General features: G+C 64.2%; 30 protein-coding genes. 17 read left to right on the top strand and 13 right to left on the bottom strand.

From position 1 onward, the window contains the following. Window positions 1-5 precede the first annotated feature (5 nt). Complete coding sequence (locus LB566_RS18585; RefSeq protein WP_224625436.1) at window positions 6-1,076, bottom strand: extracellular solute-binding protein; 1,071 nt, start codon at window positions 1,074-1,076, stop codon at window positions 6-8. A 35-nt stretch (window positions 1,077-1,111) separates the two neighbouring features. Further along, window positions 1,112-1,768, bottom strand: coding sequence for a helix-turn-helix domain-containing protein (locus LB566_RS18580; RefSeq protein WP_140550617.1), 657 nt, complete (start codon window positions 1,766-1,768; stop codon window positions 1,112-1,114). A gap of 539 nt (window positions 1,769-2,307) precedes the next feature. Here LB566_RS18580 and LB566_RS18575 point away from each other — a divergent pair. After that, window positions 2,308-2,694: a DUF2794 domain-containing protein gene (locus tag LB566_RS18575; RefSeq protein ID WP_140514020.1), complete on the top strand. Its 387-nt coding sequence runs from the start codon at window positions 2,308-2,310 to the stop codon at window positions 2,692-2,694. A gap of 73 nt (window positions 2,695-2,767) precedes the next feature. Here LB566_RS18575 and LB566_RS18570 read toward each other — a convergent pair whose 3' ends face one another. From LB566_RS18570 to LB566_RS18555, 4 genes are all read right to left on the bottom strand, one after another. Then, on the bottom strand, window positions 2,768-3,361 hold the full coding sequence (locus LB566_RS18570; RefSeq protein ID WP_224625435.1) for a GNAT family N-acetyltransferase: 594 nt from the start codon (window positions 3,359-3,361) through the stop codon (window positions 2,768-2,770). A 124-nt stretch (window positions 3,362-3,485) separates the two neighbouring features. Next, entirely contained in the window at window positions 3,486-4,259 is a 774-nt protein-coding gene (locus LB566_RS18565) for a Bax inhibitor-1/YccA family protein (RefSeq protein WP_140492223.1), read from the bottom strand. A 240-nt stretch (window positions 4,260-4,499) separates the two neighbouring features. After that, the gene (locus tag LB566_RS18560) at window positions 4,500-7,049 is read right to left on the bottom strand and encodes an ABC transporter permease (protein WP_224625434.1); all 2,550 of its coding nucleotides are present in this window, start codon (window positions 7,047-7,049) and stop codon (window positions 4,500-4,502) included. Then, the gene (locus LB566_RS18555; protein ID WP_224625433.1) at window positions 7,049-7,744 is read right to left on the bottom strand and encodes an ABC transporter ATP-binding protein; all 696 of its coding nucleotides are present in this window, start codon (window positions 7,742-7,744) and stop codon (window positions 7,049-7,051) included. The genes LB566_RS18560 and LB566_RS18555 overlap by 1 nt, the downstream gene beginning before the upstream one ends. A gap of 83 nt (window positions 7,745-7,827) precedes the next feature. Here LB566_RS18555 and LB566_RS18550 point away from each other — a divergent pair, with 83 nt between their 5' ends. Further along, window positions 7,828-8,472 carry an arylesterase gene (locus LB566_RS18550; protein WP_224625432.1) on the top strand — a complete coding sequence of 215 codons (645 nt, stop codon included), beginning with the start codon at window positions 7,828-7,830 and terminating at the stop codon, window positions 8,470-8,472. A 119-nt stretch (window positions 8,473-8,591) separates the two neighbouring features. After that, window positions 8,592-9,188: an RNA 2',3'-cyclic phosphodiesterase gene (gene thpR, locus LB566_RS18545; RefSeq protein ID WP_224625431.1), complete on the top strand. Its 597-nt coding sequence runs from the start codon at window positions 8,592-8,594 to the stop codon at window positions 9,186-9,188. Here the strand turns inward: thpR and LB566_RS18540 are convergent. Further along, on the bottom strand, window positions 9,092-9,610 hold the full coding sequence (locus LB566_RS18540) for a low molecular weight protein-tyrosine-phosphatase (protein WP_140550610.1): 519 nt from the start codon (window positions 9,608-9,610) through the stop codon (window positions 9,092-9,094). The genes thpR and LB566_RS18540 overlap by 97 nt on opposite strands. A gap of 51 nt (window positions 9,611-9,661) precedes the next feature. Here LB566_RS18540 and LB566_RS18535 point away from each other — a divergent pair, with 51 nt between their 5' ends. The 3 genes from LB566_RS18535 to LB566_RS18525 all read left to right on the top strand — a co-directional run bounded on the left by LB566_RS18535 (window position 9,662) and on the right by LB566_RS18525 (window position 11,265). Beyond that, window positions 9,662-9,955, top strand: a complete 294-nt coding sequence (locus tag LB566_RS18535) for a 4a-hydroxytetrahydrobiopterin dehydratase (RefSeq protein WP_224625430.1) — start codon at window positions 9,662-9,664, stop codon at window positions 9,953-9,955. A 170-nt stretch (window positions 9,956-10,125) separates the two neighbouring features. Beyond that, window positions 10,126-10,488, top strand: coding sequence for a YkvA family protein (locus LB566_RS18530; RefSeq protein WP_224625429.1), 363 nt, complete (start codon window positions 10,126-10,128; stop codon window positions 10,486-10,488). 273 nt (window positions 10,489-10,761) lie between these two features. Beyond that, a complete protein-coding gene (locus LB566_RS18525) occupies window positions 10,762-11,265 on the top strand; it encodes an invasion associated locus B family protein (RefSeq protein ID WP_140492199.1) in 504 nt (167 codons plus the stop codon). 53 nt (window positions 11,266-11,318) lie between these two features. Here LB566_RS18525 and LB566_RS18520 read toward each other — a convergent pair whose 3' ends face one another. Continuing rightward, window positions 11,319-12,674, bottom strand: coding sequence for a chloride channel protein (locus tag LB566_RS18520; protein ID WP_224625428.1), 1,356 nt, complete (start codon window positions 12,672-12,674; stop codon window positions 11,319-11,321). 305 nt (window positions 12,675-12,979) lie between these two features. Beyond that, the gene (locus LB566_RS18515; RefSeq protein ID WP_224625427.1) at window positions 12,980-13,225 is read right to left on the bottom strand and encodes a hypothetical protein; all 246 of its coding nucleotides are present in this window, start codon (window positions 13,223-13,225) and stop codon (window positions 12,980-12,982) included. 268 nt (window positions 13,226-13,493) lie between these two features. Here LB566_RS18515 and rlmN point away from each other — a divergent pair, with 268 nt between their 5' ends. From rlmN to LB566_RS18500, 3 genes are read left to right on the top strand one after another with little or no spacing between them, the layout of a single operon-like run. After that, window positions 13,494-14,729 carry a 23S rRNA (adenine(2503)-C(2))-methyltransferase RlmN gene (rlmN, locus tag LB566_RS18510; RefSeq protein ID WP_224625426.1) on the top strand — a complete coding sequence of 412 codons (1,236 nt, stop codon included), beginning with the start codon at window positions 13,494-13,496 and terminating at the stop codon, window positions 14,727-14,729. Further along, the gene (locus tag LB566_RS18505) at window positions 14,726-15,175 is read left to right on the top strand and encodes a hypothetical protein (RefSeq protein WP_224625425.1); all 450 of its coding nucleotides are present in this window, start codon (window positions 14,726-14,728) and stop codon (window positions 15,173-15,175) included. Before rlmN ends, LB566_RS18505 begins: the two co-directional genes overlap by 4 nt. Further along, entirely contained in the window at window positions 15,172-15,624 is a 453-nt protein-coding gene (locus tag LB566_RS18500; RefSeq protein WP_224625424.1) for a hypothetical protein, read from the top strand. The genes LB566_RS18505 and LB566_RS18500 overlap by 4 nt, the downstream gene beginning before the upstream one ends. A gap of 79 nt (window positions 15,625-15,703) precedes the next feature. Here LB566_RS18500 and LB566_RS18495 read toward each other — a convergent pair whose 3' ends face one another. Next, complete coding sequence (locus LB566_RS18495) at window positions 15,704-16,345, bottom strand: LysE family translocator (RefSeq protein ID WP_140550602.1); 642 nt, start codon at window positions 16,343-16,345, stop codon at window positions 15,704-15,706. 193 nt (window positions 16,346-16,538) lie between these two features. Between LB566_RS18495 and LB566_RS18490 the strand changes: the two genes are divergently transcribed. Further along, complete coding sequence (locus tag LB566_RS18490) at window positions 16,539-17,762, top strand: argininosuccinate synthase (protein WP_224625423.1); 1,224 nt, start codon at window positions 16,539-16,541, stop codon at window positions 17,760-17,762. A gap of 107 nt (window positions 17,763-17,869) precedes the next feature. On the opposite strand, the gene LB566_RS18485 is transcribed toward LB566_RS18490, so the two are convergent. After that, a complete protein-coding gene (locus LB566_RS18485) occupies window positions 17,870-18,670 on the bottom strand; it encodes a lytic transglycosylase domain-containing protein (RefSeq protein ID WP_224625422.1) in 801 nt (266 codons plus the stop codon). 255 nt (window positions 18,671-18,925) lie between these two features. Between LB566_RS18485 and LB566_RS18480 the strand changes: the two genes are divergently transcribed. The 6 genes from LB566_RS18480 to rpsP all read left to right on the top strand — a co-directional run bounded on the left by LB566_RS18480 (window position 18,926) and on the right by rpsP (window position 24,490). Next, window positions 18,926-20,023 carry a putative zinc-binding metallopeptidase gene (locus tag LB566_RS18480; RefSeq protein WP_224625421.1) on the top strand — a complete coding sequence of 366 codons (1,098 nt, stop codon included), beginning with the start codon at window positions 18,926-18,928 and terminating at the stop codon, window positions 20,021-20,023. Window positions 20,024-20,085: 62 nt separating this feature from the next. Further along, complete coding sequence (locus tag LB566_RS18475) at window positions 20,086-20,682, top strand: DUF1236 domain-containing protein (protein ID WP_224625420.1); 597 nt, start codon at window positions 20,086-20,088, stop codon at window positions 20,680-20,682. 169 nt (window positions 20,683-20,851) lie between these two features. After that, on the top strand, window positions 20,852-21,817 hold the full coding sequence (locus LB566_RS18470) for a CPBP family intramembrane glutamic endopeptidase (RefSeq protein ID WP_224625419.1): 966 nt from the start codon (window positions 20,852-20,854) through the stop codon (window positions 21,815-21,817). A 289-nt stretch (window positions 21,818-22,106) separates the two neighbouring features. Next, window positions 22,107-23,696: a signal recognition particle protein gene (gene ffh, locus LB566_RS18465; protein WP_224625418.1), complete on the top strand. Its 1,590-nt coding sequence runs from the start codon at window positions 22,107-22,109 to the stop codon at window positions 23,694-23,696. An 8-nt stretch (window positions 23,697-23,704) separates the two neighbouring features. Further along, on the top strand, window positions 23,705-24,031 hold the full coding sequence (locus tag LB566_RS18460) for a chorismate mutase (protein WP_140492160.1): 327 nt from the start codon (window positions 23,705-23,707) through the stop codon (window positions 24,029-24,031). A 57-nt stretch (window positions 24,032-24,088) separates the two neighbouring features. After that, entirely contained in the window at window positions 24,089-24,490 is a 402-nt protein-coding gene (gene rpsP / locus LB566_RS18455; RefSeq protein ID WP_140492156.1) for a 30S ribosomal protein S16, read from the top strand. Between the two features lie 83 nt (window positions 24,491-24,573). Here rpsP and LB566_RS18450 read toward each other — a convergent pair whose 3' ends face one another. Next, window positions 24,574-24,837: a YMGG-like glycine zipper-containing protein gene (locus tag LB566_RS18450; protein WP_140639557.1), complete on the bottom strand. Its 264-nt coding sequence runs from the start codon at window positions 24,835-24,837 to the stop codon at window positions 24,574-24,576. Window positions 24,838-25,113: 276 nt separating this feature from the next. Here LB566_RS18450 and LB566_RS18445 point away from each other — a divergent pair, with 276 nt between their 5' ends. Further along, window positions 25,114-25,521, top strand: a complete 408-nt coding sequence (locus LB566_RS18445; protein WP_224625417.1) for an ACT domain-containing protein — start codon at window positions 25,114-25,116, stop codon at window positions 25,519-25,521. Between the two features lie 214 nt (window positions 25,522-25,735). Here LB566_RS18445 and LB566_RS18440 read toward each other — a convergent pair whose 3' ends face one another. Next, the gene (locus LB566_RS18440; protein ID WP_140550592.1) at window positions 25,736-26,770 is read right to left on the bottom strand and encodes an aspartate-semialdehyde dehydrogenase; all 1,035 of its coding nucleotides are present in this window, start codon (window positions 26,768-26,770) and stop codon (window positions 25,736-25,738) included. Between the last annotated feature and the right edge of the window lie 5 nt (window positions 26,771-26,775).

The following is a 26,775-nucleotide window of genomic DNA, read 5'->3' as shown; positions in this document are numbered from 1 at the left end:
GCCGGTCAGTTGCCGGACATCAGCGCGGACCACTTCTCCTGCGCCACCGCGAAATTCGGGACCCAGAACTTGAAGTTCTGCTTATAGCCCTGCTTCTGGCGTTCGGGCGTGTTGGTCAGGAAAGCGGAGACGGAAGCGTCGACCTTGGGCTGCGCTTCACTGTTGATCGGCGTGTAAGACGTTTGCTCCGTCAACACCTCCTGCGCGTGCTTGCCAAGATAGGCGTTGAGCAGCGCGTAGGATGCCTCCGTGTCCTTGGCGCCGACAGGGATCGTCATCTGATCCATCACCACCAGCCAGTCCTGCCAGGCCGGTGCGTATTTGGCGCCGTTCTTGACCGCGGTCATGGCGCGGCCCGTCCACATCATCAGCATGTCGGCCTCGCCGGATTCGGCGAGTTGCTGCGATTCAGCACCCGTCTTCCAGAAGATGGTATCGGGGCCGAGCTTGCGAACCACATCGATGGCCTTGTCGATATCGGCCACCGTCATCGCCTTCGGGTCGCCGCCGGCGACCTTGAAGGCCTGTTCCAACAAGCCGCCGGTCGGGCTGCCGGAGCCGTCGATTCCGCGCACGCCGGGGAATTTCTGCGTGTCGAAGAAGTCGGCCCAGCTCTTGGGCGGATTGTCCTTGTACTTTTCGGTGTTGTACATCAGCACGACGCCGTAGTTCATCGCCGGCACCGAGCATTCGCCGACCTGGCCCTCGGGAATTTTCGAGACGTCGAGTTTGGTGAGGTCCAGCTTCTGGAACAGTTTGCCGCAATAGACATAGGGCGGCAGATCGTCGGTATCGACAACGTCCCATGTCACATTACCGGACTCGACCTGCGCCTGCAGCTTGGCGATCTCCGTCGGGCCGTCATTGAGCAGCTTGACGCCCGACTTGTCGACGAACTCCTTGAGCGCCGCCGCCTGGCCGTCCTGGTAGATGCCGCCATAGGACACGAAGGTCAGCGTCTTGCCCTTCAGCGAGCCTTCGGCCACCTCTCCGGCAACCGGCTTCGATTGCGCGAGCGCGGCCGTCGCTGCCAGAAGCACGCCCAGGCACGCCGCATGTGCAAATTTCACTCTCATCGTCAACTCTCCCATTCCAGAGCTCGCATTTGTTCTCATTCACCCGGATGCGAGCGGTTTCCGGGCCTGTACTGATCAAGTTCGAGCGCGCCTGCGGTCGGCGGCGCGATGATCCAGAGCACCTCCGCCGGCGTGTCGCCGACATTGACCGTGCGGTGCGGCACCGAGGTCGCGTATTCGACGCTGTCGCCCTCGCGCATCAGATGGCGCTCTTCGGCAAGCGTCAGTTCGACGGTTCCCTTGAGCACCATGAACATCTCATGCTCGCCGCCATGCACATAGGCGTCCTCGCCGGTCGAGCCGCCGACCTCGAAATGGCCCGCATAGACCTCGAACTGGTGGATCGGCCGCCGCGACAAAAGCATCTTGCGGCCTCGCACGCCGACGGGAACGACAGGCCGTTCCGCGCGCCTCAGCACCTTGTGCAACGGACGGCCGGAGTCTTCGAACAGGTCGTTGATGCCGAGATCGAGAGCGGCGGCGATCTTGAGCAGCGTGCCTGTGTTGGCGCCGCAGAGATTGCGCTCGAGCTGGCTGATGAAGCTCGCCGTCGTGCCGGTCATGTCGGCCAACCGGCGCAGCGAGACGCGCCTTGCCATGCGCAGCGCCTTGATGCGGGGACCGACGCCGCCGGCCTCGACCGCGGCCGTGCCATTCACCTCTTTCGCCGTGGAGTCCGATATGCGTGGCATTGCCGCTCCCGTTTCACTTAACACCTTATTAAGTGGCGATGGCGTTGGCAAGCGACGGCGGCGTGCCAAGATTTCGGCGCGCATCGATCCTGCCGGTCGCACCGGGAGCGGACTGGAACCCCCCTATGGGGCCGGGAAATCCGCCGTCGCGGCGATCCAGGCATGAAAAAACCGACGTCAGCTTGCTTCTGACGTCGGTCATTTAGGTTTTGGGATCGTCGCACCCGGCTCTTCCGAGGAAAAGCCGAGGTTGGTTCGATCCGACGCAGACCCGTGGGCGGGGGGCTTGGGGTTTACGAGCCGGTGCCGGACCGAACCGTCTCAGGCAACGCCGGTAAATTCGTCGGACATTGGGGCATGAGCGCGGATAAAAAATGGCGAGAATGTGGCGGAGCATCACCAATTCCAACATGTCGTTTGCAAACGTGACTGGACGCGACGGAAATGGCGCGGCTCCGCACCGCTTCGCCGGCACTTGCAATTCCATGGCGAAAGCGCCAACTTTGGTTGGCAAAGGTTCATTTTTGAAGGATCGAGGCATGACCGATCACGGCGGCGGGACGGAGGATGGCGACGCATCCGCAATACTGATCCCGCTCCATGAGGCACGCCGTGCGCGCCTCGACCAGCCGGTGCGCTTCGAGCGCCGCGAACTGGACCAGATCCTGAAACTCTACGGGCGCATGGTCGCCGCCAACGAATGGCGCGACTACGCTATCGATCATCTCACTGACAGGGCCGTGTTTTCGGTGTTCCGCCGGGCCAGCGAGGTGCCGCTGTTCCAGATCGTCAAGGACCCGAAGCTGGCACGCAAGCAAGGCGCCTTCGCCGTCATCGCCGCGGGCGGCCGCATCCTCAAGCGCGGGCAGGAGCTTGGCCGTGTGCTCGGCGTCTTCGACAGCAAGCTGAAGCTGGTCGAGGCCTGAGCCGGGAACTGAAGAATTGGGGAACTGAAGAACAAAGAAGACGGCCGGCATGCAGACGCTGAGTGCCAATTCTTCAATTCTTCATTTCTTCAGTTCTCTCTGACGCCTCGCGGAACTTTCGTTCCGGCAGCGAGTCCGGATCGGGCGGCACCGATGCACCGCCGTTCAGCGCCAGTTGCATGAACACCGTGTCCAGCCAACGTCCGTGCTTGTAGCCGGAGCCTTCGAGGCGGCCGGAATGACGAAAGCCGAGCTTTTCGTGCAGCTTGACGGAAGCGCTGTCGGGATGGCCGTCGCCGATCACCGCGACGATCTGCCGAAAGCCCGCCGCCTCGGCCGCCGCGATCAGGCTTTGCATCAGCTTGAGGCCGACACCCTGGCCCTTGGCATCAGGCGCGACATAGACGGAATCCTCGACGATGAAGCGGTAGGCCGGGCGGGGCCGGAAGGGGCCGGCATAGGCATAGCCGAGCACGGCGCCGGCCTTTTCCGCCACAAGGTAAGGGAAGCCGCCGGCCTGGAGCGTGTCGAATCGCGTGCCCATTTCGGCGCGGCCCGGCGGCTCCAGTTCGTAGCTCGCCGTGCCGCGGGTCACAGCGTCGGCATAGATTTGCGTAATAGTGTCGAGGTCGGCCGCGCGTGCGGCCCGTATAACGATAGTGCTCATTCTTTATGCAGGCCTCTTTGTCTGCCTGCAATAACAGCAAAGGTCGGCGAAAAAGAAAAGGGCGGCCGTTGGGCCGCCCCTTCCAAACCCGATGGTCCAGTCAGACCATGACGCGAACCAGGCCTTAGCGGCGGTCGCCCATGAACTGGAGCAGGAACATGAACAGGTTGATGAAGTCGAGATAGAGCGTCAGCGCGCCCATGATGGCCTTGCGGCCGGCGACGTCGGAAGCGTCGCCCTCGAAATACATCTCCTTGATCTTCTGCGTGTCGTAGGCGGTGAGGCCGGCGAAGACCAGCACGCCGATCGCCGAGACGGCGAAGGACAGCGCCGACGATTGCAGGAAGATGTTGATCACCATCGCGATGATGATTCCGAACACGCCCATGATCAGGAACGAGCCCATCGCCGTCAGGTCGCGCTTGGTCGTGTAGCCGAACAGCGACAGCGCGCCGAAGGCCGCGGCGGTGGCGAAGAAGGTCTGCGAGATGCTGGCGGTGGTGTAGACCAGGAAGATCGACGACAGCGACAGGCCGACCAGGCCCGCATAGACCCAGAACGTCGTCTGCGCCGCCGACACGCTCATCGACTGGACGCGGAACGACAGGAACAGCACGGCGGCCAGCGGGGCCAGCATCACCAGCCAGCGCAACGGCGAGCCGAAGATCGCGTAGCCGAACGAGGTCAGCATCTCGCCGCTTGGCAGCGTCGCGACAGCCGAGGCCGGATCGGTGGTTGTGGCCAGCATGATCGTGCCGACGGCGGCAAGACCAGTGATGAGGAGACCAAGCCCCATCAAATTGTAGACCTTGATCATATAGGCGCGCAGGCCCTGATCGATGTCGACGGCTGCGCCGGGCACGGCGCGCGTCTGATAGTTGCGAATGGGTTCAGCCATTGTGGTCCTCTATTGCTTCTGCCCCGTCCGGTGTCGGGTCCACCCGGACCCAGGCGCCGCTGGCGGGACTCCAGCATGCCTGCGGCGAAATATGATGGTTATTCGCGTCAAGAACAAGACCGTAACCGGGTGTAATGCTTCGTGAGGCACGTATGGCGCGGTTTTCCAGCCCTTTGGCCGCGAAACATTACGCCGATTTAACCAAATGACGGCCGTCGGCGGGGTGGAACCGATGCGGATTCAGAGGTTGCGCAACACGGGCGCTGCCTTGTGGCCGAGTACCCGCCAAGTGCCGGCGAGACCGATGCCGACGGTGATGACCAGCGCAAAGAGAATGGTCGCCACCGCCACTTCGGGCATGAAATGCGACGGCAATGTCATGATGCGGGCGACAACGAACCATGCGGCGGCACTGCCGGCGGCGAGCGCGAAGACCGCCGTGGCGAGGCCGATCAGCATATATTCCAGCGAGAAGGCCGATATCAGCGTCAGCCGCGTCGCGCCCAGCGTCTTCAGCACCACCGCGTCGTGGATGCGCGCCCGGTTGCCGGCGGCGAGCGCGCCGGCCAGCACCAGCACCGACGCGATCAGCGCCACGCCGGCGGCCGCCCTGATCGCCGCGCCGAGCTGTCCCACCAGCCGGTTTACGATGTCGAGCGCGTCCTTGACGCGCACCGTGGTGACTGCCGGGAAGGTGCGGGTGACGGCATTGAGGATGCGGGCATCGTCGGCTGGAGTGGCGCTCTTTTCGGTCAGCGTCGCCACCCAGCCATGCGGCGCGCCGGCAAATGTGTTGGGCGAGAACACCATGACGAAGTTGATGCCCATCGTCTCCCATTCGACCTGGCGGAAATTGGCGATTCTCGCCGTGACATTGCGGCCGAGCACGTTGACGGTGACGGTATCGCCGAGCTTCAGCCCGATTTCCTTGCCTTCCTTGTCGGAAAACGAGACGAGCGGCTCGCCGGTATAATCGGCCGGCCACCATTTCCCCTCGGTCAGCGTCGCGTTGTCCGGCTGCTTGGCCTCATAAGTCAGGCCGCGATCGCCGCGCAGCACCCAGGCGCCCTCCGCCGGCACCTTGACCTTGTCGACGGCAACGCCGTTGAGCGCCATCACCCGGCCGCGCAGCATCGGCACCTTGGCCAGCGTCCCCTGCGGGGCCTCCTTGCTGATCAGACTGGAGAAGCCGTCGACATCGCTGCTCTGGATATCGACGAAGAAGAAGTTCGGCGCCCGCTCCGGCAGGCTGCCGGAGATCTGCCGCCGCAGATTGCCGTCGATCAGCGCCAGCGTCACCAGCAGCGTCAGCCCAAGCCCCAGCGACAGCACCACCGACGGCGTCAGCGCGCCTGGCCGATGAATGTTGCCGACGGCGAGCCTGAGCGCCACGAAGCGCACGCGCGGGCTCTTCCTTGCCGCCCATTGCACCAGCGCGCCGACCAGGCGCAGCACCAGGAAGGCGAAGATGGTGGCCCCGACGAAGATCGAAGCGATGCGCTGGTCGCCCGAAAACAGGATGGCGAGCGCTGCAAGCAGCACTGCGATGCCGAGCGCCGAAACGACATAGATAGCGCGTGGAAAGCCGCGGCCTTCCAGCCCCATCTCGCGAAACAGCGCGGTCGCCGGCACATCGCGGGCGCGACCCAGCGGCAGCAGCGCGAAGGCCAGCGTCACCAGCAACCCGAACAGCGCCGCCATGCCGAGGGCGCCGGGATAAAAGCCGCCTTGCGCCGGTACCGGAACGACGGACTGAAGTGCGGCGCTCGCGGCGAAGGGCATCAGCGCGCCGAGCACCAGACCGGCGGCGATGCCGAGGGCCGCGATCATCAGGATCTGCACGAGGTAAACGGCAAAGACGAAGCCGCCGGATGCGCCCAGGCTCTTGAAGGTGGCGATGACGCCGCGCTTGCCGTCGAGATAGCCGCGCACCGCGTTGGCCACGCCGACGCCGCCGACCACCAGCGCCGTCAGCCCGACCAAGGTCAGGAATTGCGAAAAGCGCTCGATGTTGGACGACAGCGCCGGGGCCGCATTGCCGCGCGTGCGGATCGACCAGCCGGCCTCCGGGAAATCCTTGGCGGCCTCCTCCTGGATAGCCTTGAGCCGCGCCTCGTCGGCGTCGGCGGCCAGCCGGACCTTGTAGGAATTCTCGACCAGGCTGCCCGGCTGGACCAGCCCTGTGGCGGCCAGGCCCTCCGTCGAGATCATCAGGCGCGGCGCGAAACCGAAGCCTTCGGACACGGCATCGGGCTCGGTGACCAGCCTGGCGCGCAGTTCGAAGGTGGCGGTTCCGAGCTTCAGCCGATCACCGAGCTTCACATGCAGCCGTTCGAACAGCAGGTCGGGCGCGGCCGCGCCGAAAACACCGAACTGTTCGCCGAACAGCTCGCCCTTCGTCAGCGCCGGCTCGGTTTCCAGCGCACCGTAAAGCGGATAGGCCTCGTCGACGGCCTTGGCCTCGACCAGCGCCTGATCCGAGCCGTCGGCAAGCCGCGCCATCGAGCGCATGCTGGCGGTTCTCGACACGGTGCCCAGCCCATCGAGGAAGCCGCGTTCGGCGTCGCTTGCGTCGCGCTGGTTAAGCTGGAAGCGCAGATCGCCGCCAAGCAGCGTCTGGCCCTGGTTGGCAACGCCGGCGCTGATCGAGCGCGCGACGGAATTCACGCCGCCGATCGCCGCGACGCCGAGCGCGATGCAGGCAAGAAAGATCAGAAAGCCGGCCAGGCCGCCGCGCATCTCGCGCAAGGAGAAACGGACGGCGAGTTTTAACGTCCGCGCCGGCGACATCAGGCGATGGCCTTGGTCGGCGCGGGCGCCTCGATCCTGCCGGAGCGCATAGAGACCTGGCGCGAACAGCGCGCCGCGAGCGCCGGATCATGCGTGACCAGCACCAGCGTCATGCCGCGCTCGGCCGCCTTGGCGAACAGCAGGTCGGCGACCTGCTTGCCGGTCGCATGGTCGAGATTGCCGGTCGGCTCGTCGGCGATGAGGATGCGCGGCGATGGCGCAAGCGCCCGGGCGATCGCGACGCGCTGCTGCTCGCCGCCCGACAGTTCGCCGGGATAGTGCGTGACACGGTCGCTCAGACCGACGGCCGCAAGCTCGCGTTCCGCCACCGAGAACGGATCGGCATGGCCGGCCAGTTCCAGCGGCACGGCGACATTTTCGAGCGCCGTCATATTGGGAATGAGATGGAAGGACTGGAAGACGATGCCGATGTTTCGCCCACGAAACGATGCGATCTGATCCTCGCTCTTGCCGTTGAGCAGCTCGCCGGCAATTCGTACCGTGCCCGAATCGACCCTTTCCAGACCGGCGAGGACCATGAGCAGCGTCGACTTGCCCGACCCCGACGGTCCGACGATGCCGGTCGCCTCGCCGCGCGCCACATCGAGGCTGACGCCCTTCAGCACATGGACGGACGAGGCGCCTTCGCCCAATGTCAGCGATACGTCTTTCAGCTCGATGACGGCTTCTGTCAAAATGAAAGCGTCCTATATGGAGATGAGGGCTCCGCCTGCCGGGCCGTCGCCGGAAGAATTCTCTGTCATATGGGACCTGCCGCATGTCTTTCCAACGCAGAATTGCCGCAGGCCTGATCGTTTTCCTCGTCATTTGCGGCGCCATTTCGTCGGCACGCGCCGAGCCTTTCAAGATCGTCGGTTTCGGCGACAGCCTGATGGCCGGCTTCGGGCTCGGACCCGAAGAAGGTTTTACCGACAGGCTGCAGGCGGCGCTGCGCGCCAGGGGCAGGGATGTAATCGTCGCCAATGCCGGCGTTTCGGGCGATACCTCCAGCGGCGGGCTGGCGCGGCTCGACTGGTCGGTGCCGGACGGCACGCAGCTTGTCATCCTCGAACTCGGCGCCAATGACATGCTGCGCGGCGTTTCGCCAGACATCACCCGCAAGAACCTGGATACGATGCTGGCCAGGCTGAAACAGCGCAAGATCGCCGTGCTGCTGGCCGGCATGCGCGCAGCGCCCAATCTCGGCGCCGATTATCGGAACGCCTTCGACTCCATATTTCCGGAACTGGCCGCAAAATACGGCGTTACCTTGTACCCGTTCTTTCTCGACGGCGTAGCCGGCCAGTCCGCCCTGCAGCTTGAGGATGGCTTGCATCCGAACGCCAAGGGGGTCGCCCAGATGGTCGAGCGTATATTGCCCGCGGTCGAGAAGGCCATCGCGGCGGTGCCTGGAGGATCGTGAGCAGACCTTTCCGTTGGGGAAATCTTTCGACGAGACCTGTGACCAACAAATCTCTTGCCCCGCTTGATTATCGATGATTCGCTAGGGGCACAGTTCGATTCGAGGAAGGGAGGCTCTTCATGCCGCGTCTTTTCACCGCCCTCGAAATTCCGCGTGACGCCGCCCTTTCGCTGTCCCTGCTCAGGGGCGGCCTGCCCGGGGCCCGCTGGATCGACGTCGAGAACTACCATCTGACGCTGCGCTTCATCGGCGATGTCGAAGGCCATGTCGCCGACGAGATCGCAAACGCGCTCGATCGCGTCCATCGCCCCTCCTTCCCGCTGACGCTGTCGGGCGTTGGCGCTTTCGGCCAGAAGAAACCGCATGCCGTATGGGCCGGGGTCTCTGCCTCGCCGGACCTCGCGGCGCTTCAGGCTGAAATCGAGCGCATCTGCCAGCGGCTCGGTATTCCGGCCGATCCGCGCAAGTTCATGCCGCATGTCACACTGGCGCGCCTGCGCAGTTCGAGCCCGCTGGACGTCGCCCAATATCTTTCGGCGCGCGGCAATTTTTCGACCTTGCCGTTCCGCGTCAGCCGCTTCGTCTTGATGTCGTCGCGCGATTCGGTCGGCGGCGGCCCCTACATCGTGGAGGAAGCCTGGCCGCTGTCGGGCGCCGATACGCGCGCGGCAAGCCGGGTCGCCAGCGCCTCCGACGCTTCGCGGATCATGCGGTAGACCTCGGCGAAGGCTTCCTCGCCGTGGTGATAGGGATCCGGCACGTCGCGGCCCTTTCCCTGCGCAAATTCCAGGAACAGGTGGACGCGGTCGCGCACGGCGGCTGGCGCCAGCCTCTTCAGGTCGGCGACGTTCGAGCTGTCCATGCCGAAGATCAGGTCGAAACGCGAGAAATCCTCGGGCGTGATCTTGCGTGCCCGCAGTTCCGATATGTCGATGCCGTGGCGCGACGCGATGGCGATCGAACGCCGATCAGGGGCGGAGCCCGCCTCCCAGTCGCTGGTTGCGGCCGAATCGAGCACTATGTCCCGGCCCAGTCCACGTTCCGTCAGCACGGAACGAAGCACGCCTTCCGCCAGCGGCGAGCGGCAGATGTTGCCCAGGCAGACGAACAGAATGGATTTTATGGGCTTCGTGCTCATCGATCCGGCGCTATGGTGAAGGTCATCTTCGAAATAGCACAGGAACCGGACATGACGAGAGAGAAACTTGGCAAGGAAGCCATCATCGCGGCGCTGAAAGGCCTCGAAGGCTGGTCGCTGGCTGCGGATGGCGCTTCCATCAACCGGACGTTCACCTTCAGGAATTTCTCCGAAGCCTTCGCCTTCATGACCCGCGTCGCGCTTGCTGCCGAGAAGATGGACCATCATCCCGACTGGTCCAATGTCTACAAAACCGTCGACGTGACGCTGAACACCCACGATGCCGGCGGCGTCACGGCGCTTGACATCGAGTTGGCGAAGAAGATGAACCGCTTTGTCGGCTAGGTGGTGGGCGACGCGGCGCAACGTCCCTAAACTTCGGCTCGACGCGGTCAAGACTGATTCCGATTTTCAGCCCAGCGATCCGCCAAGCTCTTGCAGCAAGCGTCGGGTTTCACCACATTTTGCCCCGCGGCCATGCGCAGGCAAGCGCTTGAGCCCGCAAGGAGAAATTGATGGCGCAAAAATCCGGTTTTGATTTCTTCGGCTTTGGCGACAGGCTGGGCGGCGAGGGCGAGGTGCGCGAGAAATTCTGGCGCACGGCCAAGAAGGCCGCGCGGCAGATCCCGTTCATGGAAGATGTCGTCGCGGCCTATTACTGCGCCATGGACAAGAACACGCCGCTGCGCGCGAAAGGCATCCTGGTGGCGGCACTCGGCTATTTCGTCCTGCCGGTGGATATGATCCCCGACTTCGTCCTCGGCCTCGGCTTCACCGATGATGTCGCCGTGCTCACCGCAGCGATCACCGCCGTCAGCGCCCATATCACGCCGGCGCACCGGCAGGCCGCCAAGGATGCCATATCAGACAGGGGTTGAGCCCTGGCACCGCCTTCGCGCGCTCTGGACACCAGCGTTCAGAGGGCTTGTGGAAAAGTCAAACTCTTGCCGCTTTCATGCCCTCCAAGTCGCCGAAGGGACATCGCGCCAGCCGCTTGAAAGGCGGCGGCGCGAAGACGGCGGCGGTTTCCTGGGGTGAGCGTCCTTTTCTCAGAGGTATTCACCGTTTGGTAACCCAGATTAAATCAAAATGAAGCGACGGCAGGACGCCACGCGGCCTGCCTCCGCACCATTTGGAATACGGGAAAAACGATGCGCGGATTGATTGCTACAGTTTCGAGCCTGGTCCTGGTGGCCTTCGCAGCGCCGGCGATGGCGCAGCAGGCGACCAAGATCGGCCAGCACAATGCCTGGGGCACCTACAGCTACCAGGCATCGGGCGGCAAGGTCTGCTATGTCCTCACCGTGCCGACCGACAAGCAGCCGCCGACGCTCGACCATGGCGACATGTTCTTCTTCGTCAGCCAGCGGCCCGGCCAGCAGGTGTCCTACGAGCCGCAATTCATCGCCGGCTACACCTTCCAGGAAAACTCCAAGGCCACCGTCACCATCGATAAGAAGACGTTTTCGATGTTCACGCGCGGCAAGTCGGCCTGGGTCGAGAACGCCGCCGAGGAGCCGGTGCTGATCGCCGCCATGAAATCCGGCACCGACATGAAGGTGCAGGCCAAGTCCGGCCGCGGCAACACCACCTCCTATGTGTTCTCGCTGAAAGGCATCTCGGCGGCGCTGTCCTCGATCGCCAACTGCAAATAGTCGAAGCTTCGCTTGAACAGAGGGCCGGACCGCTGAGTCCGGCCTTTTGCTTTTCAGGCCGGGCCTTGTTCCGGCGCCGCCTCCGCCCTGCGCCGGCGGATGGCTTCCGCGATGAAGACGCGCGACAGCGCATGATAGAGCGGCTCGCGCGAGATCATGCGCGCCGTGCCGTAGCCCAGCATCGAGGCCAGCATCAGCGCGATGACATTGTCGTGATTGCCGGTCATCTCCAGGATGATGACGAAGGCCGTCATCGGCGCCTGCACGACGCCGGCGAAATAGCCGGCCATGCCGAGCAACGCGGCCGCACCCGTGCTGGCGCCGAAGACGAGGCCGAGCGAGCTGCCGATGCCGGCGCCGACCGAAAGCGAAGGCGCAAAGATACCGCCCGGAATGCCAGAGACCATCGACAGCAGCCCGGCAAGGAACTTCTCGGCGAAGAAGAACCAGGGCAGCGGCGTGCCTTCAACGGCGCCGCGCGCCTGGGCGTAGCCGGTGCCGAAGGTCAAGCCCCCCGACGCGATGCCGATCGCCGCGACGCCGAGCCCGCAGATGGCGGCGACCAGCAAGGCGCGCCGCAAGGGCTGCCCCGTGTTCCAGCGCCGGATCCGGCGCGTTGCCTTCAGCGCCAGGAGCGAGAACAGCGCGCCGAAGCCGCCGCCGATGATCCCGCAGGCAATGACAAGCGGCCACTCGGCGGAAAACGAGATCGTCTCCTTCGAGACACCGAAATAGGTGTAGTTGCCAAGCAGGCCGAGCGAGGCGATGCCGGCCAGGATCACCGCCGTCAGCACCAGCCCGTTGGTCCGCGCTTCGTAGGTGCGACCCATTTCCTCGATGGCGAAGACAATGCCCGCGAGCGGCGTATTGAAGGCGGCCGCGATGCCGGCGGCCGAGCCGGCCAGGATCAGGCCGCGCGCCTGCGCCATGCCGCCCCAGCGTGCCGCCTGCAGCATCAACGACGCGCCGACCTGCACGGTCGGTCCCTCGCGGCCGATCGAAGCGCCGCAGAACAGGCCGACCAGGGTGAGCGCGATCTTGCCCGCTACCAGCTTCAGCGACAGGATATGGCCACGGTCGTCGTCGTCGCGCAGATGCCGAGCGGCGATCGCCTGCGGAATGCCGCTGCCTTGCGAGCCCGGGAAGAAGGCTTGCGCCAGCCAGGCGCACAGCACGAAGCCGAGCGGCGTGATTGCCAAAGGCAGGTAGAAGCGCCAGTCGCCGTCATCGCCGATCATGGCGTGGAACAGCGCCTGCGCTTTGTCGGCCAGCACCGCGAACATAACGCTGATCATGCCGATGCAGATCGCGCCGGCCCAGAACACCAGCCGCGGCTGCCACACCCGGCGAGAGCCCCACATGGCGCGCGAACGCCGCAGCAAGGGGTATTTTCGTACTGTACCGGCCATGTCTGTCCTCTCGACGAAACCCAGCCCTAACACAGGCATGACCTCGATCAAGCATTCGCATCGAACGTGGATTGGACGACGGACCTGGACCGAATGTCCATGGCGGCGGTTTGGGACCATGAATAAGGAACCATGAGCTATGCCCGGTTCGCCGCAATGATCCCGATCATTTTCCGATCGGCCTCCGGGGACAAGGCTCGAATAGCCCCCGCCGACCTCGGAGCCGGCGGGAACATCGATCGATGGCAGCCCTCACATAGCCATTTTTTCGCATTCCGCCTGAGCCTTCTTGGTCGACGTGTCGATCATGAAGGCTTTGCCCTTGCGTCGGTCATCATCATCATGCAGTGTTTGATCGGCTTTGCCATCTTCATCATCTCGGCACTCATTTTCGCGTCCGGCGTCATGGTGCCCATATGCCCGTCCGGCATGATTGCCGTGACTTGCCCTGCTTTCATCATGGTCATCGTGCCCATCGCGTCTTCGGCAAATGCCTGCGAGGCGAAAAGGCCGACGAAGCCGGCAATGACGGCGAGCTTGATAGAGTTCATGCTGCATACTCCCATTTGTCGGGGCATGGTTGCCCCATCCAGGGGTTCGAACACGCGGTGAGAACCGTTACTTCAACACGATCAAGTGATCCGTTTTCAGTCGAGAAACACGGACCGCAGGGCCTGACCGGCCAGCGCATCTGTCAATCGGTCGGCCTACAGATGGCCTCGCCATCGCATGACTCCGCCGCCAAGCTGTGCTATGGGCCGCGCTTCATATCGGGCCGATGGATGAAATCGGCCGCAAACCGCTTATATCAGTGCAACCATGACCCTTTCATTCGACCTCACCGCCGAAGGCGCCCGTGACGCATTGCGCGCCCGCGCCGTGCCGGCCGAAAAACCGTCGCTGATCGGCCTGACGCGCGCCGAGCTCGGCGAGGCCCTCATTGCTTCCGGCATCGTGCCGGAGCGTCAGGCAAAAATGCGCGCCCAGCAGCTCTGGCACTGGATGTATGTGCGCGGCGTCTCCGATTTCGCCGGCATGTTCAATATCTCCAAGGATCTTCGCGCCGAACTCGACAAGCATTTCACCGTGGCGCGGCCCGAGATCGTCGAGGAACAGATCTCCGCCGACGGCACGCGCAAATGGCTGTTCCGCTTTCCGCCGCGCGGCGCCGGCCGCCCGGTCGAGATCGAGACCGTCTACATTCCCGAGGAAGGCCGCGGCACGCTCTGCATCTCCTCACAGGTCGGCTGCACGCTGACCTGCTCCTTCTGCCACACGGGCACCCAGAAGCTGGTCCGCAACCTGACGGCCGAGGAAATCCTCGCCCAGTTGCTCACCGCGCGCGACCGGCTCGGCGACTTCCCCGACGGGGACACGCCCGACGGCGCCATCGTGCCGGCCGAGGGCCGCAAAGTGTCCAACATCGTCATGATGGGCATGGGCGAGCCACTCTACAATTTCGAGGCGGTCAAGAAAGCGCTGCTGATCGCCTCCGACGGCGATGGTCTTTCGCTCTCCAAGCGCCGCATTACCCTGTCGACCTCGGGCGTCGTGCCGGAGATCTTCCGCACCGGCGAGGAGATCGGCGTCATGCTCGCCATCTCGCTGCACGCCACCAATGACGATCTGCGCGACCTCCTGGTGCCGATCAACAAGAAGTATCCGCTCAAGGAGCTGATCGCCGCCTGCCGCGCCTATCCTGGCCTGTCGAACGCCAGGCGCATCACGTTCGAATATGTGATGCTGAAGGACGTCAACGATTCCCTCGACGATGCCAAGGCGCTGGTCAAGCTGCTCAGGGGCATTCCGGCCAAGATCAACCTGATCCCGTTCAACCCATGGCCCGGCACCAACTACCAGTGCTCGGACTGGGAGACGATCGAGAAATTCGCCGACTACATAAACAATGCCGGCTATGCCTCGCCGATCCGCACGCCGCGCGGCCGCGACATCCTCGCCGCCTGCGGCCAGCTCAAGTCGGAATCGGAGCGCATGCGCAAGGTCGACCGGCTGGCGCTGGAAGCCATGATGATCGCGGGGCACGGGGAGGCGTGAGGCGTCTCGTCGCCGGGCTCAAGCGCTTCGTCTTTATAGCAGTCGGCTATATCGCCGCCGTGCTGACCTCGATCCTGATGCCTGTGCTGCTGATCGCTCTTCTGGAAGGGCTTGAATATGGCAACTGGTCCATCGTTTTCGCGTTCGACTGGCTGGTTTCCTTCCCGCTCACGGTAGTGACAGTGGCGGTCTGCGCCCTGTTGATCGTCGGCCCCGCGATCTTCATGGCCGAACGCTTGTCGCTTCGGGGGTGGTTCTACTTCGCGGCCACGGGCGCGATCACGTCCATCGCGTTCGGGGTTCTCATCCCGGGCTCGGCCGGAGGGTTTGTTTTCAACCCGGGCTTTCTCGGCTTCCTGGCCACCGCCGGCATTGCCGCCGGTTCGGTCTACTGGTTTCTGGCCGGGCGCAAGTCCGGTTATCTCACACGCCGGGATCAGCAATGACCCGTCTCGTCGCCTATATCGTGCGCCTTGCCGTCATCCTGTTCGGCTATGCCGTCGCCGCGCTGGCGGCGAGCGCGTTCCTCAATGTCCTGTTCCTGGCCTCGCTCGGCTATACGCCGGCGCATGCGGACCCGGCGGCGACCGCCTCGCTCTATTTCTCGATCCCCTTCGTCGCGCTGTTTGCGGCCTATTTCGCCTTCATGCCGGCGGCCCTCGCGATTCTGATCGCCGAGATCCTCGGCCGGCGCGATTGGCTGTTCTATGCGCTGGCCGGTGCGATCGTCGCCGCCGTCTTCCTCGGCTTCGCCGACCAGATGGGCGATACGCCATTCGCCGTCACCGAGCCGCGCGCCATGGCCGCCGTCATCGGCGGCGGCATGGTCGGGGGTATCTTCTATTGGCTGAGCGCCGGGCGCTGGGCCGGAAGCTGGTGGAAAGCCGAATCGTGACCCCGAACCGAGCGCCCGCGTAAGCGGGGAGCTTTGCTGACCTCCGGTTCGGAAGAGATCAGCAGCGAACAGCAAAATCCTACTTCGCCTGGGCAGTCAGGATTTTGAGCGCGAAGGCGGAAAACACGCCGGCGAAGAGATAGTCGACCACCCGCGTCACGCGCGGGCTGGCCTTCATAGCCGCCGAGAATTTCTCCGCCGCCAGCACCATCGGGGTCGTCACCGGGGTCGACAGCACCACGAACATGGCGCCGAGGAAGAACAGCTTTCCCGGCGCGTGCGGATCATGCGCCGAGACGAATTGCGGCAGGAAGGTCATGAAGAACAGGATGATCTTCGGGTTGAGCAGGTTGACGCCCAGTCCCACCATCCAGCTCCGGAACAGCGAGATTTGTGGGCCCGTCTTCTTCTCCGGCGAGAAGGCCGAACCCTTGGTGATCGCCTGCCAGGCCAGGAAGACGAGATAGCCGGCGCCGAAGATCTTCAGCACGAAGAAGGCCATCGGCGAGGCGACGATCAGCGCCGAGACGCCGACCACCACCAGCGTGGTGTGGATCAGCGTGCCGCACAGCGCCCCCGCCATCGAGGCGAAGCCGGCGGCGCGGCCCTGGCTCAGCGTGCGCGAGACGAACAGCGTCATGTCCGGTCCCGGCGTGATCGCCAGGATGAACGTGGCGATGGCGAACTGGATCAGCGTTGCGGTGTCGGGAATGAAGGACATGGGCGATCCGTTGGCTCTAAAGACGCTGCTATAACGAATGGCTACTGTGGTTGCCAGCGGCTGTGCGACGGAAAGAATGATCCAGCTGTCCCGGATGCCTGTTTCTCCGCGCCTTGCCGCGTTCATCCCCTTGCGGTGACCGGAAACGGCGTGATACCTCGCCGGCCGAGAACTCTTGTCGCGGAAACGCCAAATGTCGAAAACAAAAGACGTCAAGAAGGTCGTGCTCGCCTATTCCGGCGGCCTCGATACATCCATCATCCTGAAATGGCTGCAGACAGAGCTCGGCGCAGAGGTCGTGACCTTCACGGCCGACCTCGGCCAGGGCGGCGAATTGGAGCCGGCGCGCCGCAAGGCCGAGTTGATGGGCATCAAGGACATCCGCGTCGTCGACGTGCGCGAGGAATTCGTTGCCGACTTCGTCTTCCCGATGTTTCGCGCCAACGCCGTCTATGAGGGCACCTATCTGCTCGGCACCTCGATCGCCCGGCCGCTGATCTCCAAGCATCTCGTCGAGATCGCAAAGGAGACCGGCGCCGACGCCATCGCCCATGGCGCCACCGGCAAGGGCAATGACCAGGTCCGCTTCGAGCTTTCGGCCTATGCGCTCAATCCCGACATCAAGGTCATCGCGCCCTGGCGTGACTGGTCGTTCAAGTCGCGCACCGACCTCATCAACTTCGCCGAGCAGCACCAGATCCCGGTGCCGAAGGACAAGAAGGGCGACGCGCCGTTCTCGGTCGACGCCAATCTCCTGCATTCCTCTTCCGAGGGCAAGGTGCTTGAGGACCCATGGAGCGAGCCGCCGGAATTCGTGCATCAGCGCACCGTCTCGCCCATGGACGCGCCGGACAAGGTCACCGAGATCGAGATCGAATTCCTGAAGGGCGATCCGATAGCGCTCAACGGCAAGAAGCTGTCGCCGGCAACCATGCTGGCCGCCCTCAACGATCTCGGCCGCGACAACGGCATCGGCCGGCTCGACCTCGTCGAGAACCGCTTCGTCGGCATGAAGTCGCGCGGCGTCTACGAGACCCCCGGCGGCACTATCCTTATCGCGGCGCACCGCGCCATCGAATCGATCACGCTCGACAGGGGAGCTGCCCACCTCAAGGACGAGTTCATGCCGCGCTATGCCGAACTCATCTACAACGGCTTCTGGTTCGCGCCCGAGCGGCTGATGCTGCAGGCGATGATCGACAAGAGCCAGGAGGATGTCGAAGGCACGGTGCGTCTGAAGCTCTACAAGGGCAATGTCATCGTTACCGGCCGCAAGTCGAACAAGACGCTCTATTCCGACGCGCTGGTGACCTTCGAGGACGACCGCGGCGCTTACGACCAGAAGGACGCCGCGGGCTTCATCCGCCTCAATGCGCTGAGGCTGCGCACGCTGGCCGCACGCAACCGCGGGGGCTGACCACTCTACCGATCAGTGACAGGAAACCCGGCATCGCGCCGGGCTTTCCGCTGAACGAAAACATAGAGCGGTCGCCGTTTCCGTGAAACGGTGACCTGCCCTAACGATTACTCGCCGTCAATTGCGGTGGCGATACGGGCGATGGCCTGCTGATAGACACTCGCCGAGTTCCAGCCAGCAATTGCACCCATATTCGACTGAGCGCTCGCGCCGGCCTGCCAACCATGCGCCTTGAGGAAGTTGGCCGTGGATGCCAGCGCGATGCTCTTGTCGCGCAGGTTTCCGCTGCCCACCCCATATTTCAGGACATTTCCGGGCAGGAACTGCGTGTGGCCGATCTCGCCATGCATGGCCCCGACCGACGAGGCGGTCAACGTTCCGCGATCGACCAGCTTCAGGGCCGCAATGGCATGCGGCTGAAAATAGTCCGGACGGCGGCAGTCATAGGCAAGCGTCAAAATGGCGGACACCGTGTTCTGGTTGCCCATGGAGGCGCCGAAGCCCGTCTCCATGCCCCAGATGGCAAGCAGCACGCCCGGCGAGACGCCGTAGGTCCGTTCGATCTTGTCGAACAGCGCCGCATTCGATTTCTTCAACGCCCGGCCCCTGGAAATGATCGCCGCCCCGCCGCGGCGCTTCATGAAAGCTTCCACGGAGCCGCTGAAAGCCTTGTGGATGGCGCGGTCCGCGGAAATGGTCCTGGTCGCGTAGGTCGCGCCGGCCAGGGCGGCCAGCCCTCTCGAACCCACGCCCTCGGCCCTGGCCTCCGCTGCGAAGTCCTGCTTCCAGGCATCGAAGCCGGCTCCGGTCTTGCCACAGCTGGCCGCCGCCTGTGCGCCCGTCGCCAGCGCAAGCATCGCCACCACAGTGGCCGCTGCAAACATCTTACCCTTGGCAAGAAATGCCATGTTGTTCTCTCCTGGTTGCCTGAATCACGTCCCGGCCGGAATTTGCCAGTGAAACGCGCACTTGTCACTGTCGCGCGCGCAAGCTGGCCAATGGATGGGAATTTGCCTACGATCAAGCAATTATTATGGCAAGAACCGCCCATGGCCTGACGATCCTTGCGCCATGTTGCTCAATGACGTCACAGGGGGGAACGACGTTTGTCGGCCGGCGTTTTGCACGACGCGCCTTCCCCTGTTCCGTGGTCCGAGACCGAGATGAAACTCTTCGACTGTCCTCATTGCGGCCATCGTCTCTATTTCGAGAACGCCCGGTGCCTGAACTGCTCCAGTGCCGTGCTCTACGATCCGCAGCGCGCCCGCTTTGCCCTGTCCGGTGCCGACGGCGGCTCCCCATGCGCCAATGCCGACGAATGCGCCTGCAACTGGATGGCCGAGGCGGGACAGCCCTTCTGCCGCGCCTGCGCGCTCAACCAGCTGATCCCGGACCTCTCCGTCACCGGCAACCGCCGCCGCTGGATACGCGTCGAGGCGGCGAAGAAGCGCGCGGTCTATTCGCTGCTGGCCTTCGGACTGCCGGTGACGCCCAAGCAGAACCCCGCCGACGAGGCCGGCCTTGCGTTCGACTTCCTTGCCGATCCGATCGGCGGCGGCCCGGGCGGCGAGCACATCCTGACCGGCCACGACAATGGCCTGATCACCCTCAACGTCGCCGAAGCCGACTCCGCCGAGCGCGAAAGGCGGCGTATTGAGATGGGCGAGAACTATCGCACCTTGCTCGGCCATTTCCGCCACGAGCTCGGCCACTACTACTGGGACCGGCTGATCCGAGACAATCCGCAAAGGCTTGACGCCTTCCGCGCGCTGTTCGGCGACGAGCGCACTGGCTACGAGCAGGCATTGAAGAACCACTATGCCAATGGTGCCCCACCCGACTGGCAGCAACGCCACATCTCGCCCTATGCCACCTCCCATCCCTGGGAGGATTGGGCCGAAAGCTGGGCCCACCACCTGCACATCACCGACACGCTGGAAATGGTCCATGCGCTGAACTTCCCGCTCGGCCGGCTGGAGACAGTGGAAGCCAACGAATTGCCCCAGGGCGACACCGGGGGCATGCTGCAACCAGCGCCGTCCGAACCGACACCCGCTCCCGAACCGTTCGAAAAGATTCTGTCGCGCTGGCTGGTGCTGTCGGAAGCCTCCAATTCCATCAATCGCTGCATGGGTCTGCCCGACCTCTACCCCTTCGTCATCTCGGATGTCGCCGCGCGCAAACTGGCCTTCGTTCACGACCTTCTGACCGGCCTGCCGCAAGAAACGGGAACAAATCGTGAGTTGGCTTCAACATTTTAGCTGGAACGCATGCGCCGCTCTCCCGTTTTCGCTGCCGAGGGACCATGAAACGGAGAGAAACCATGAAATCCGTATTGTTTCCCGCGGTCGCCGGAATGCTCGCGCTTTTCTCGGGGGCCGCCATGGCCGACACCCCCGTCTCCGCAATCACCGATCTCAACGTCCGCGCCGGCCCAGGCCCGCAATATCCTGTCATCGGCGTGCTCGCCGCCGGCCAGTCGGCGACGCTCAATGGCTGTATCGAAAACAGCAAATGGTGCACCATTGCCGAAGCCGGTGGCCAGGGCTGGGTCTATTCGGACTATGTGACGGCTGATTTCGGCGGCGACCGGGTCATGTTGACGCGTCGTCCGCTCGGCTCCAGCGTCGCCGTCGTGTCGCCGCCCGAGGGCTATTCCACCGATTACACCGGCTCGATCATCGCCGGCGAGCCGGTAGAGGACGCCATCCCGCAGCCTCCCGCCGAAGTCAGGACTTATGTCGACACGCATCGCGTCGACCCTGTCTATCTTGAGGGCGAGGTGGTCACCGGGGCCGTATTGCCCGAGAGCGTCGAGTTGCGCGAGATCCCCGATTACGATTACCGCTACGTCTATGTGAACGGCCAGCCGGTGCTGATCGACCCGGAAACGCGGCGCATCGTGTATGTGGTGCGTTGAAGCGGATAGGCGCGGGTAATCATCGGAGCATGCCTTTCGCCTGCCGGCAGGCAGGCGAGGGCGGGGCGAATGCACCGATGACTGGTGGGGCGTACCGAACAGGAATGATTGCGCAGAACCGTCCGATCCCATAAATCATGCGACGCGAAGCACCAGCTTGCGAGAGAGCGTGATATCGGATCCTGCCGCCTTCGAGCATTATCGAAACACAGCCAACGAAAAGACGACCCTGCCGCGCCTAGTTCTCGGGACCGGGATCGTCGTCCTGTTCTGGGCCGCGACGACGGTGGTCGTGCTGCTGGGCGGCACCTACGCCTTTTTCGCCTGGCGGACAGCGCAAGGCGCGGCTGCGCCAGCCGGCGGCATGCAGGGCTTCCTTGCGTCGCCCGTCGGCATCCTCACCGCGCTCGCGTCTTTCGCCGGCATCTGGATCGGCTTGTGGATCGCCATGCGCTGGGTGCATGGCGAGAAGCTGTCGGCGCTCCTCGGCAACAGCCGTCGCATTTCGCGATCGGGCTTCGCCAAGGGACTGACCGCGGTGTTGGTCACCTCGCTCGTGTCCGAGGTCCTGCTCTACCTGATGCAGCCCGAGATCGCGCGCGGCTCGATTGCCCTGTCGTCCTGGCTGCTGTTCCTGATCCCGATCCTGGCGCTCACTTTTCTGCAGACGTCGTCGGAAGAGGTGCTGTTCCGCGGCTACCTGCTGCGCGGTCTGGCGTACCGCTTCAGGAGCCCGTTGATCTGGGCGCTGCTGCCGGGCCTGCTGTTCACCTCACTCCACTGGAGCCCGAGCTCCTCGGCGGCCATCAACGCCTCCGTGCTGGCCTCGATCGCCGCCTTCGCGCTGCTTTTGACGCTGGTGGTCTATGCCACTGGCAATCTCGGCGCCGCCCTCGGTGCCCATCTCGGCAACAATCTGACCGGCTTCCTGCTGATCTCGCATCAGGAGAGCTACAATTCCTTCGCCCTGTTTACCGCCAGACCTCTCGAAGGGCCGGGCTGGGCGACGTCGGATGCGGTCCTCATCGCCATGATCGGCATCGCCTGCAGCCTGCTGACGATACTGCTGCTCTTACATCCGCGCTCGCCACTGAGGGTCTCGGCCGAACCTGCAGACGGAACGAAGGCGACCTGATTGCTGCGCGGGGAGACCAGCGGAACGGTCCTTGTCTTGACTCCGCGGCCGTTTTCCTGTCTACAGCCCCGAATTCCGCGACGAGTATCCCTCCGAGCAAGCCGACCAGGACGCCGAAGCCTCTTTGAGGCCAACTGCTGTAAACAGATCCTGGAGGCCAACACCCGGCAGCGCTGTGCGCCCCCGGGTGCTTTTTGGTTTTGGCTTTTGCTTGCCACGAGACTTGGACACTTGGCGCGAACGCATTACTTCTCGGGCACCATCCGGTTGCCAGGGAAAAGGAAACAGAATGTTTGAATCACTTCAGGAGCGCCTTGGCTCCATCCTGAACGGCCTGACTGGCCGCGGCGCGCTGTCGGAGGCGGATGTCTCGGCGGCGCTGCGCGAGGTGCGCCGTGCGCTGCTCGAGGCCGACGTGGCGCTGGAAGTGGTGCGCTCCTTCACCGACAAGGTGCGCGAGAAGGCGGTCGGCGCGGCGGTGCTGAAGTCGATCAAGCCCGGCCAGATGGTCGTCAAGATCGTGCATGACGAACTGGTCGACATGCTCGGCGCCGAAGGCGTCGCCGTAGACCTCAACGCGCCGGCGCCTGTCGTCGTCATGATGGTCGGCCTGCAGGGTTCCGGCAAGACCACGACCTCCGCCAAGATCGCCAAGCGGCTCACCGAGCGTCAGAACAAGAAGGTCCTGATGGCCTCGCTCGACACGCGGCGCCCCGCCGCGCAGGAGCAGTTGCGCCAGCTCGGCGAGCAGGTCAAGGTAGCGACGCTGCCTGTCGTTGCCGGCCAGAACCCCGTCGATATCGCCAAGCGCGCCGTGCAGGCGGCCAGGCTCGGCGGCCACGACGTGGTCATCCTCGACACTGCCGGCCGCACCCATATCGACGAGCCGCTGATGCTCGAGATGGCCGACATCAAGAGGGTGTCGAGCCCGCACGAGATTCTGCTGGTCGCCGACTCCTTGACCGGCCAGGACGCCGTCAACCTGGCCAAGAGTTTCGACGAGCGCGTCGGTATCACCGGACTGGTGCTGACCCGCATGGACGGCGACGGCCGTGGCGGCGCCGCGCTGTCGATGCGCGCCGTCACCGGCAAGCCGATCAAGCTGATCGGCACCGGCGAGAAGATGGACGGGCTGGAGGAGTTCCACCCCAAGCGCATCGCCGACCGCATTCTCGGCATGGGCGACATCGTTTCGCTTGTCGAAAAAGCCGCCGAGAACATCGACGCCGAGCAGGCGGCGGCGATGGCCAAGAAGATGCAGTCGGGCAAGTTCGACCTGAACGACCTCGCCCAGCAGCTTCAGCAGATGTCGAAAATGGGCGGCATGGGCGGCATCATGGGCATGATGCCCGGCATGGGCAAGATGAAGGACCAGATGGCCGCCGCCGGGCTCGACGACAAGATGTTCGGCCGCCAGCTCGCCATCATCTCCTCGATGACCAAGGCCGAGCGCGCCAACCCCGATATTCTCAAACATTCGCGCAAGAAGCGCATCGCCGCCGGCTCCGGCACCGATGCCGCCGAGATCAACAAGCTGTTGAAGATGCATCGCGGCATGGCCGACATGATGAAGGCGATGGGCGGCAAGGGTAAAGGCGGCGGCCTGATGCGCGGCATGATGGGCGGACTCGCCTCCAAGATGGGGCTCGGCGGCATGATGCCCGGTGGCATGGGCGGCATGCCTGACCTCTCCAAGATGGATCCCAAGCAGCTTGAAGCCTTGCAGAAGCAGGCGCAGGCCGCCGGCCTCGGCGGCATGAAGGGCCTACCCGGCGGCCTCCCCGGCGGCAACCTGCCAGGCCTGCCCGGCGGCATGAAACTTCCGGGGCTTCCCGGCCTCGGCGGAGGCGGACTGCCGGGCCTTGGCAAGAAGAAGTGAGAAGACGGATGAACGAGGAAAAGGACATGGCGGACGCCCGCACCATCCTGGCCGGCTACCGTGCATCGATCGACAACATCGATGCCGCCCTCATCCACATGCTGGCCGAGCGCTTCCGCTGCACCAAGGCGGTCGGCCTGCTCAAGGCCGAGCACGGCTTGCCGCCGGCTGACCCGGCGCGCGAACAGCAGCAGATCGCCCGTCTTCGCCAGCTGGCGGATGATGCGCATCTCGACCCGGATTTCGCGGAGAAATTCCTCAATTTCGTCGTCCGCGAAGTGATCCGCCACCACGAACAGATCGCCGCTGCCAACGGCGTGACGAAAACCGGCTGAAGACAAAGATTTAGCCGCAACCCTATCAACGAAATCAGAGCTTTTAGGAGATAAGAAATGGCACTGAAGATCAGACTGGCCCGCGCGGGCTCGAAGAAGCGTCCTTACTACCACGTCGTCGTCGCCGACGCGCGCTCGCCGCGCGACGGCCGTTTTATCGAGTCGCTCGGCTCGTGGAACCCCCTGCTGCCGAAGGACGGCGAGCGCGTCAAGGTTGACGCCGAGCGCGTCAAGCACTGGCTGTCGCACGGCGCCCAGCCGACCGACCGCGTGCTGCGCTTCCTCGACGAGGCCGGCCTCGCCAAACGCGACGCCCGTTCCAACCCGAAGAAGGCCGAGCCGGGCAAGAAGGCGCAAGAGCGCGCCGCGCTTCTGAAGAAGGCGCAGGACGACGCCGCTGCCGCCGTCGCGGCGGCCGCGGCCGCACCGGCCGAGGCGGAGCCCGCCACGGCCGAGTAATCGATCATCGATCGGCGTTTTCGAAACGGCGGGCTAAGGGCCCGCCGTTTGCTATTTCGAATTCATTGGGCGGATGCTGCCTCTCAATACCCGCTCGGGCAGCGATCGATATAGACACGGCCGCGGCTATCGCGATAACGGCAGCGGCCCGGTTCGCTGGCCCGCCCGATCAAAGCGCCGGCCACGGCGCCGACCGCGCCGCCAACCACGGCGCCCTGGACGGGATCGCCCGCCACCGCCGCACCGACCGCCGCTCCGCCCAGGCCGCCGACAGCCGCGCCTTTTTCCGTCTGCGAGCAGGCGCCAAGCGCTGCCGTCAGCACCAGAATGGTCATGATTTTCTTCATAGTCGTTCCTCTCTCACGGGGATCGCCGTCCTCGCCGCCATGTTCTTAACTCCCAGACGGCCAATTTGATCCCTAGACATTGAAGGCCGGCGCTTGGCCGCCCCTGCCAAGGCCATGCCGATCTCCGGCAAGCATTTGAAATGGTTGATATTCTCACGCCATAGCGCAGTTCTTTCGCCGATTCGTCCGTGCAGCGCGCCGGCGCGGCTATCGGCGCGCTTGGGTCGCGTATATGAAGAGCCGACGGGCGTGGCCCGTCAGACAAGAGCAGGCGACATGGCCGGAGAGACAGATCTGAAGGCATTGCTGGCGTCGATGACGCCGGAATTGATTGCCGGCATCCATGTCTTCGCCACGCTGCCGGCGGGCGTATCGGTTCCGGAAGAGCTCGAAGCGGTCATGTTGTTTCGCGAACGCGAAGGCACGACATTGATCCTGCTCGAAGACGAGGCGCAGGCAGCCGGGCTGGAAGCCGCTTTCCGCTGCCGCATGATAACGCTGAACATCCATTCGTCGCTGGAAGCCGTCGGCTTCCTCGCCGCCATCACCGCGCGCCTTGCTGCCGCAGGCATGGGCGTCAATCCCGTCTCCGCCTTCTATCACGACCATCTGTTCGTGCCGGCCGACCGGGCGGAAGAGGCGATCGCGATATTGGTGGGGTTGGCGGAAAAGAACCGGGAGTGACCTATCGCATCATGCGCCTGCGCTACCCTTCATCCGCCTGCCGGAACCTTCTCCCCGTATAGGGACGAGGAGAAGGGAGCTACGGCCAAAGACCGGGCCTGCGACCGCAGGCCGCCGGTCGTCCGGCGCGCCCGCGCAGGGCCAGCCGCGGCAGCGGCGGTGCGGCCCGTGAGCGAGACCAGAATCGGCCAAAGGCCGAGCCCGTGAGCGAGAACTATGCCGCCTTCTTCTTCGGCTGGATCAGGCCGCGCTCGACCAGCAGCTCGGCGATCTGCACCGCGTTGAGGGCGGCGCCCTTGCGCAGATTGTCGGAAACGATCCACATCGACAGGCCGTTGTCGATGGTCGAATCCTCGCGGATTCGCGAGATGAAGGTGGCGTCCTCGCCAGCCGATTCCAGCGGCGTGATGTAGCCGCCGTCCTCGCGCTTGTCCAAGACCTGGCAACCCGGCGCCTCGCGCAGGATGTCCCGCGCCTCGTCGGCGGTGATCGGCTTTTCGAACTCGATGTTGACCGCTTCCGAATGGCCGATGAAGACCGGCACGCGCACGCAGGTCGCCGTCAGCTTGATCTTGGGATCGAGCATCTTCTTGGTCTCGGCGACCATCTTCCACTCTTCCTTGGTGAAGCCGTCGTCGAGGAAGACGTCGATATGCGGGATCACGTTGAAGGCGATGCGCTTGGTGAACTTCTTGACGTCGACCTGGTCGGCGACGAACACGGCGCGTGTCTGCGTGAACAGCTCGTCCATGCCTTCCTTGCCGGCGCCCGACACCGACTGATAGGTGGCCACGACGATGCGCTTGATGGTGGCCGCGTCATGCAGCGGCTTCAGCGCCACGACAAGCTGCGCCGTCGAGCAGTTCGGGTTGGCGATGATGTTCTTGCGGGTGAACAGGGAGATCGCGTCCGGGTTCACTTCCGGCACGATCAGCGGCACGTCGGCGTCGTAGCGGAAGGCCGAGGAATTGTCGATGACGACGCAGCCCTGCTTGCCGATCTTGGGCGACCATTCCTTCGAGACATTGCCGCCGGCCGACATGATGCAGATGTCGGTGTCGGAAAAGTCGTAGGTGTCGAGCGCCCGGACCTTCAGCGTGCGGTCGCCGAACGACACTTCCGTGCCCTGACTGCGCCGCGAGGCAAGCGCCACCACTTCGCTGACCGGAAAACCGCGCTCTTCCAGTATGTTGAGCATTTCGCGGCCCACATTGCCCGTGGCGCCAACTACCGCAACCTTGAAACTCATAAAGA

Source organism: Mesorhizobium sp. CA13, from assembly GCF_020165235.1.
Taxonomy (GTDB): Bacteria; Pseudomonadota; Alphaproteobacteria; order Rhizobiales; family Rhizobiaceae; genus Mesorhizobium.
Note: the sequence above shows the minus strand (reverse complement) of the source record. Positions and strands in the feature narration are given on the sequence as shown.

Coding starts and splice junctions, on each gene's coding strand:
- LB566_RS18585 (WP_224625436.1), bottom strand. CDS start 1,076: ATGAGAGTGAAATTTGCACATGCGGCGTGCCTGGGCGTGCTTCTGGCA.
- LB566_RS18580 (WP_140550617.1), bottom strand. CDS start 1,768: ATGCCACGCATATCGGACTCCACGGCGAAAGAGGTGAATGGCACGGCC.
- LB566_RS18575 (WP_140514020.1), top strand. CDS start 2,308: ATGACCGATCACGGCGGCGGGACGGAGGATGGCGACGCATCCGCAATA.
- LB566_RS18570 (WP_224625435.1), bottom strand. CDS start 3,361: ATGAGCACTATCGTTATACGGGCCGCACGCGCGGCCGACCTCGACACT.
- LB566_RS18565 (WP_140492223.1), bottom strand. CDS start 4,259: ATGGCTGAACCCATTCGCAACTATCAGACGCGCGCCGTGCCCGGCGCA.
- LB566_RS18560 (WP_224625434.1), bottom strand. CDS start 7,049: ATGTCGCCGGCGCGGACGTTAAAACTCGCCGTCCGTTTCTCCTTGCGC.
- LB566_RS18550 (WP_224625432.1), top strand. CDS start 7,828: ATGTCTTTCCAACGCAGAATTGCCGCAGGCCTGATCGTTTTCCTCGTC.
- thpR (WP_224625431.1), top strand. CDS start 8,592: ATGCCGCGTCTTTTCACCGCCCTCGAAATTCCGCGTGACGCCGCCCTT.
- LB566_RS18540 (WP_140550610.1), bottom strand. CDS start 9,610: ATGAGCACGAAGCCCATAAAATCCATTCTGTTCGTCTGCCTGGGCAAC.
- LB566_RS18535 (WP_224625430.1), top strand. CDS start 9,662: ATGACGAGAGAGAAACTTGGCAAGGAAGCCATCATCGCGGCGCTGAAA.
- LB566_RS18530 (WP_224625429.1), top strand. CDS start 10,126: ATGGCGCAAAAATCCGGTTTTGATTTCTTCGGCTTTGGCGACAGGCTG.
- LB566_RS18525 (WP_140492199.1), top strand. CDS start 10,762: ATGCGCGGATTGATTGCTACAGTTTCGAGCCTGGTCCTGGTGGCCTTC.
- LB566_RS18520 (WP_224625428.1), bottom strand. CDS start 12,674: ATGGCCGGTACAGTACGAAAATACCCCTTGCTGCGGCGTTCGCGCGCC.
- LB566_RS18515 (WP_224625427.1), bottom strand. CDS start 13,225: ATGAACTCTATCAAGCTCGCCGTCATTGCCGGCTTCGTCGGCCTTTTC.
- rlmN (WP_224625426.1), top strand. CDS start 13,494: ATGACCCTTTCATTCGACCTCACCGCCGAAGGCGCCCGTGACGCATTG.
- LB566_RS18500 (WP_224625424.1), top strand. CDS start 15,172: ATGACCCGTCTCGTCGCCTATATCGTGCGCCTTGCCGTCATCCTGTTC.
- LB566_RS18495 (WP_140550602.1), bottom strand. CDS start 16,345: ATGTCCTTCATTCCCGACACCGCAACGCTGATCCAGTTCGCCATCGCC.
- LB566_RS18490 (WP_224625423.1), top strand. CDS start 16,539: ATGTCGAAAACAAAAGACGTCAAGAAGGTCGTGCTCGCCTATTCCGGC.
- LB566_RS18485 (WP_224625422.1), bottom strand. CDS start 18,670: ATGGCATTTCTTGCCAAGGGTAAGATGTTTGCAGCGGCCACTGTGGTG.
- LB566_RS18480 (WP_224625421.1), top strand. CDS start 18,926: ATGAAACTCTTCGACTGTCCTCATTGCGGCCATCGTCTCTATTTCGAG.
- LB566_RS18475 (WP_224625420.1), top strand. CDS start 20,086: ATGAAATCCGTATTGTTTCCCGCGGTCGCCGGAATGCTCGCGCTTTTC.
- ffh (WP_224625418.1), top strand. CDS start 22,107: ATGTTTGAATCACTTCAGGAGCGCCTTGGCTCCATCCTGAACGGCCTG.
- LB566_RS18460 (WP_140492160.1), top strand. CDS start 23,705: ATGAACGAGGAAAAGGACATGGCGGACGCCCGCACCATCCTGGCCGGC.
- rpsP (WP_140492156.1), top strand. CDS start 24,089: ATGGCACTGAAGATCAGACTGGCCCGCGCGGGCTCGAAGAAGCGTCCT.
- LB566_RS18450 (WP_140639557.1), bottom strand. CDS start 24,837: ATGAAGAAAATCATGACCATTCTGGTGCTGACGGCAGCGCTTGGCGCC.
- LB566_RS18445 (WP_224625417.1), top strand. CDS start 25,114: ATGGCCGGAGAGACAGATCTGAAGGCATTGCTGGCGTCGATGACGCCG.
- LB566_RS18440 (WP_140550592.1), bottom strand. CDS start 26,770: ATGAGTTTCAAGGTTGCGGTAGTTGGCGCCACGGGCAATGTGGGCCGC.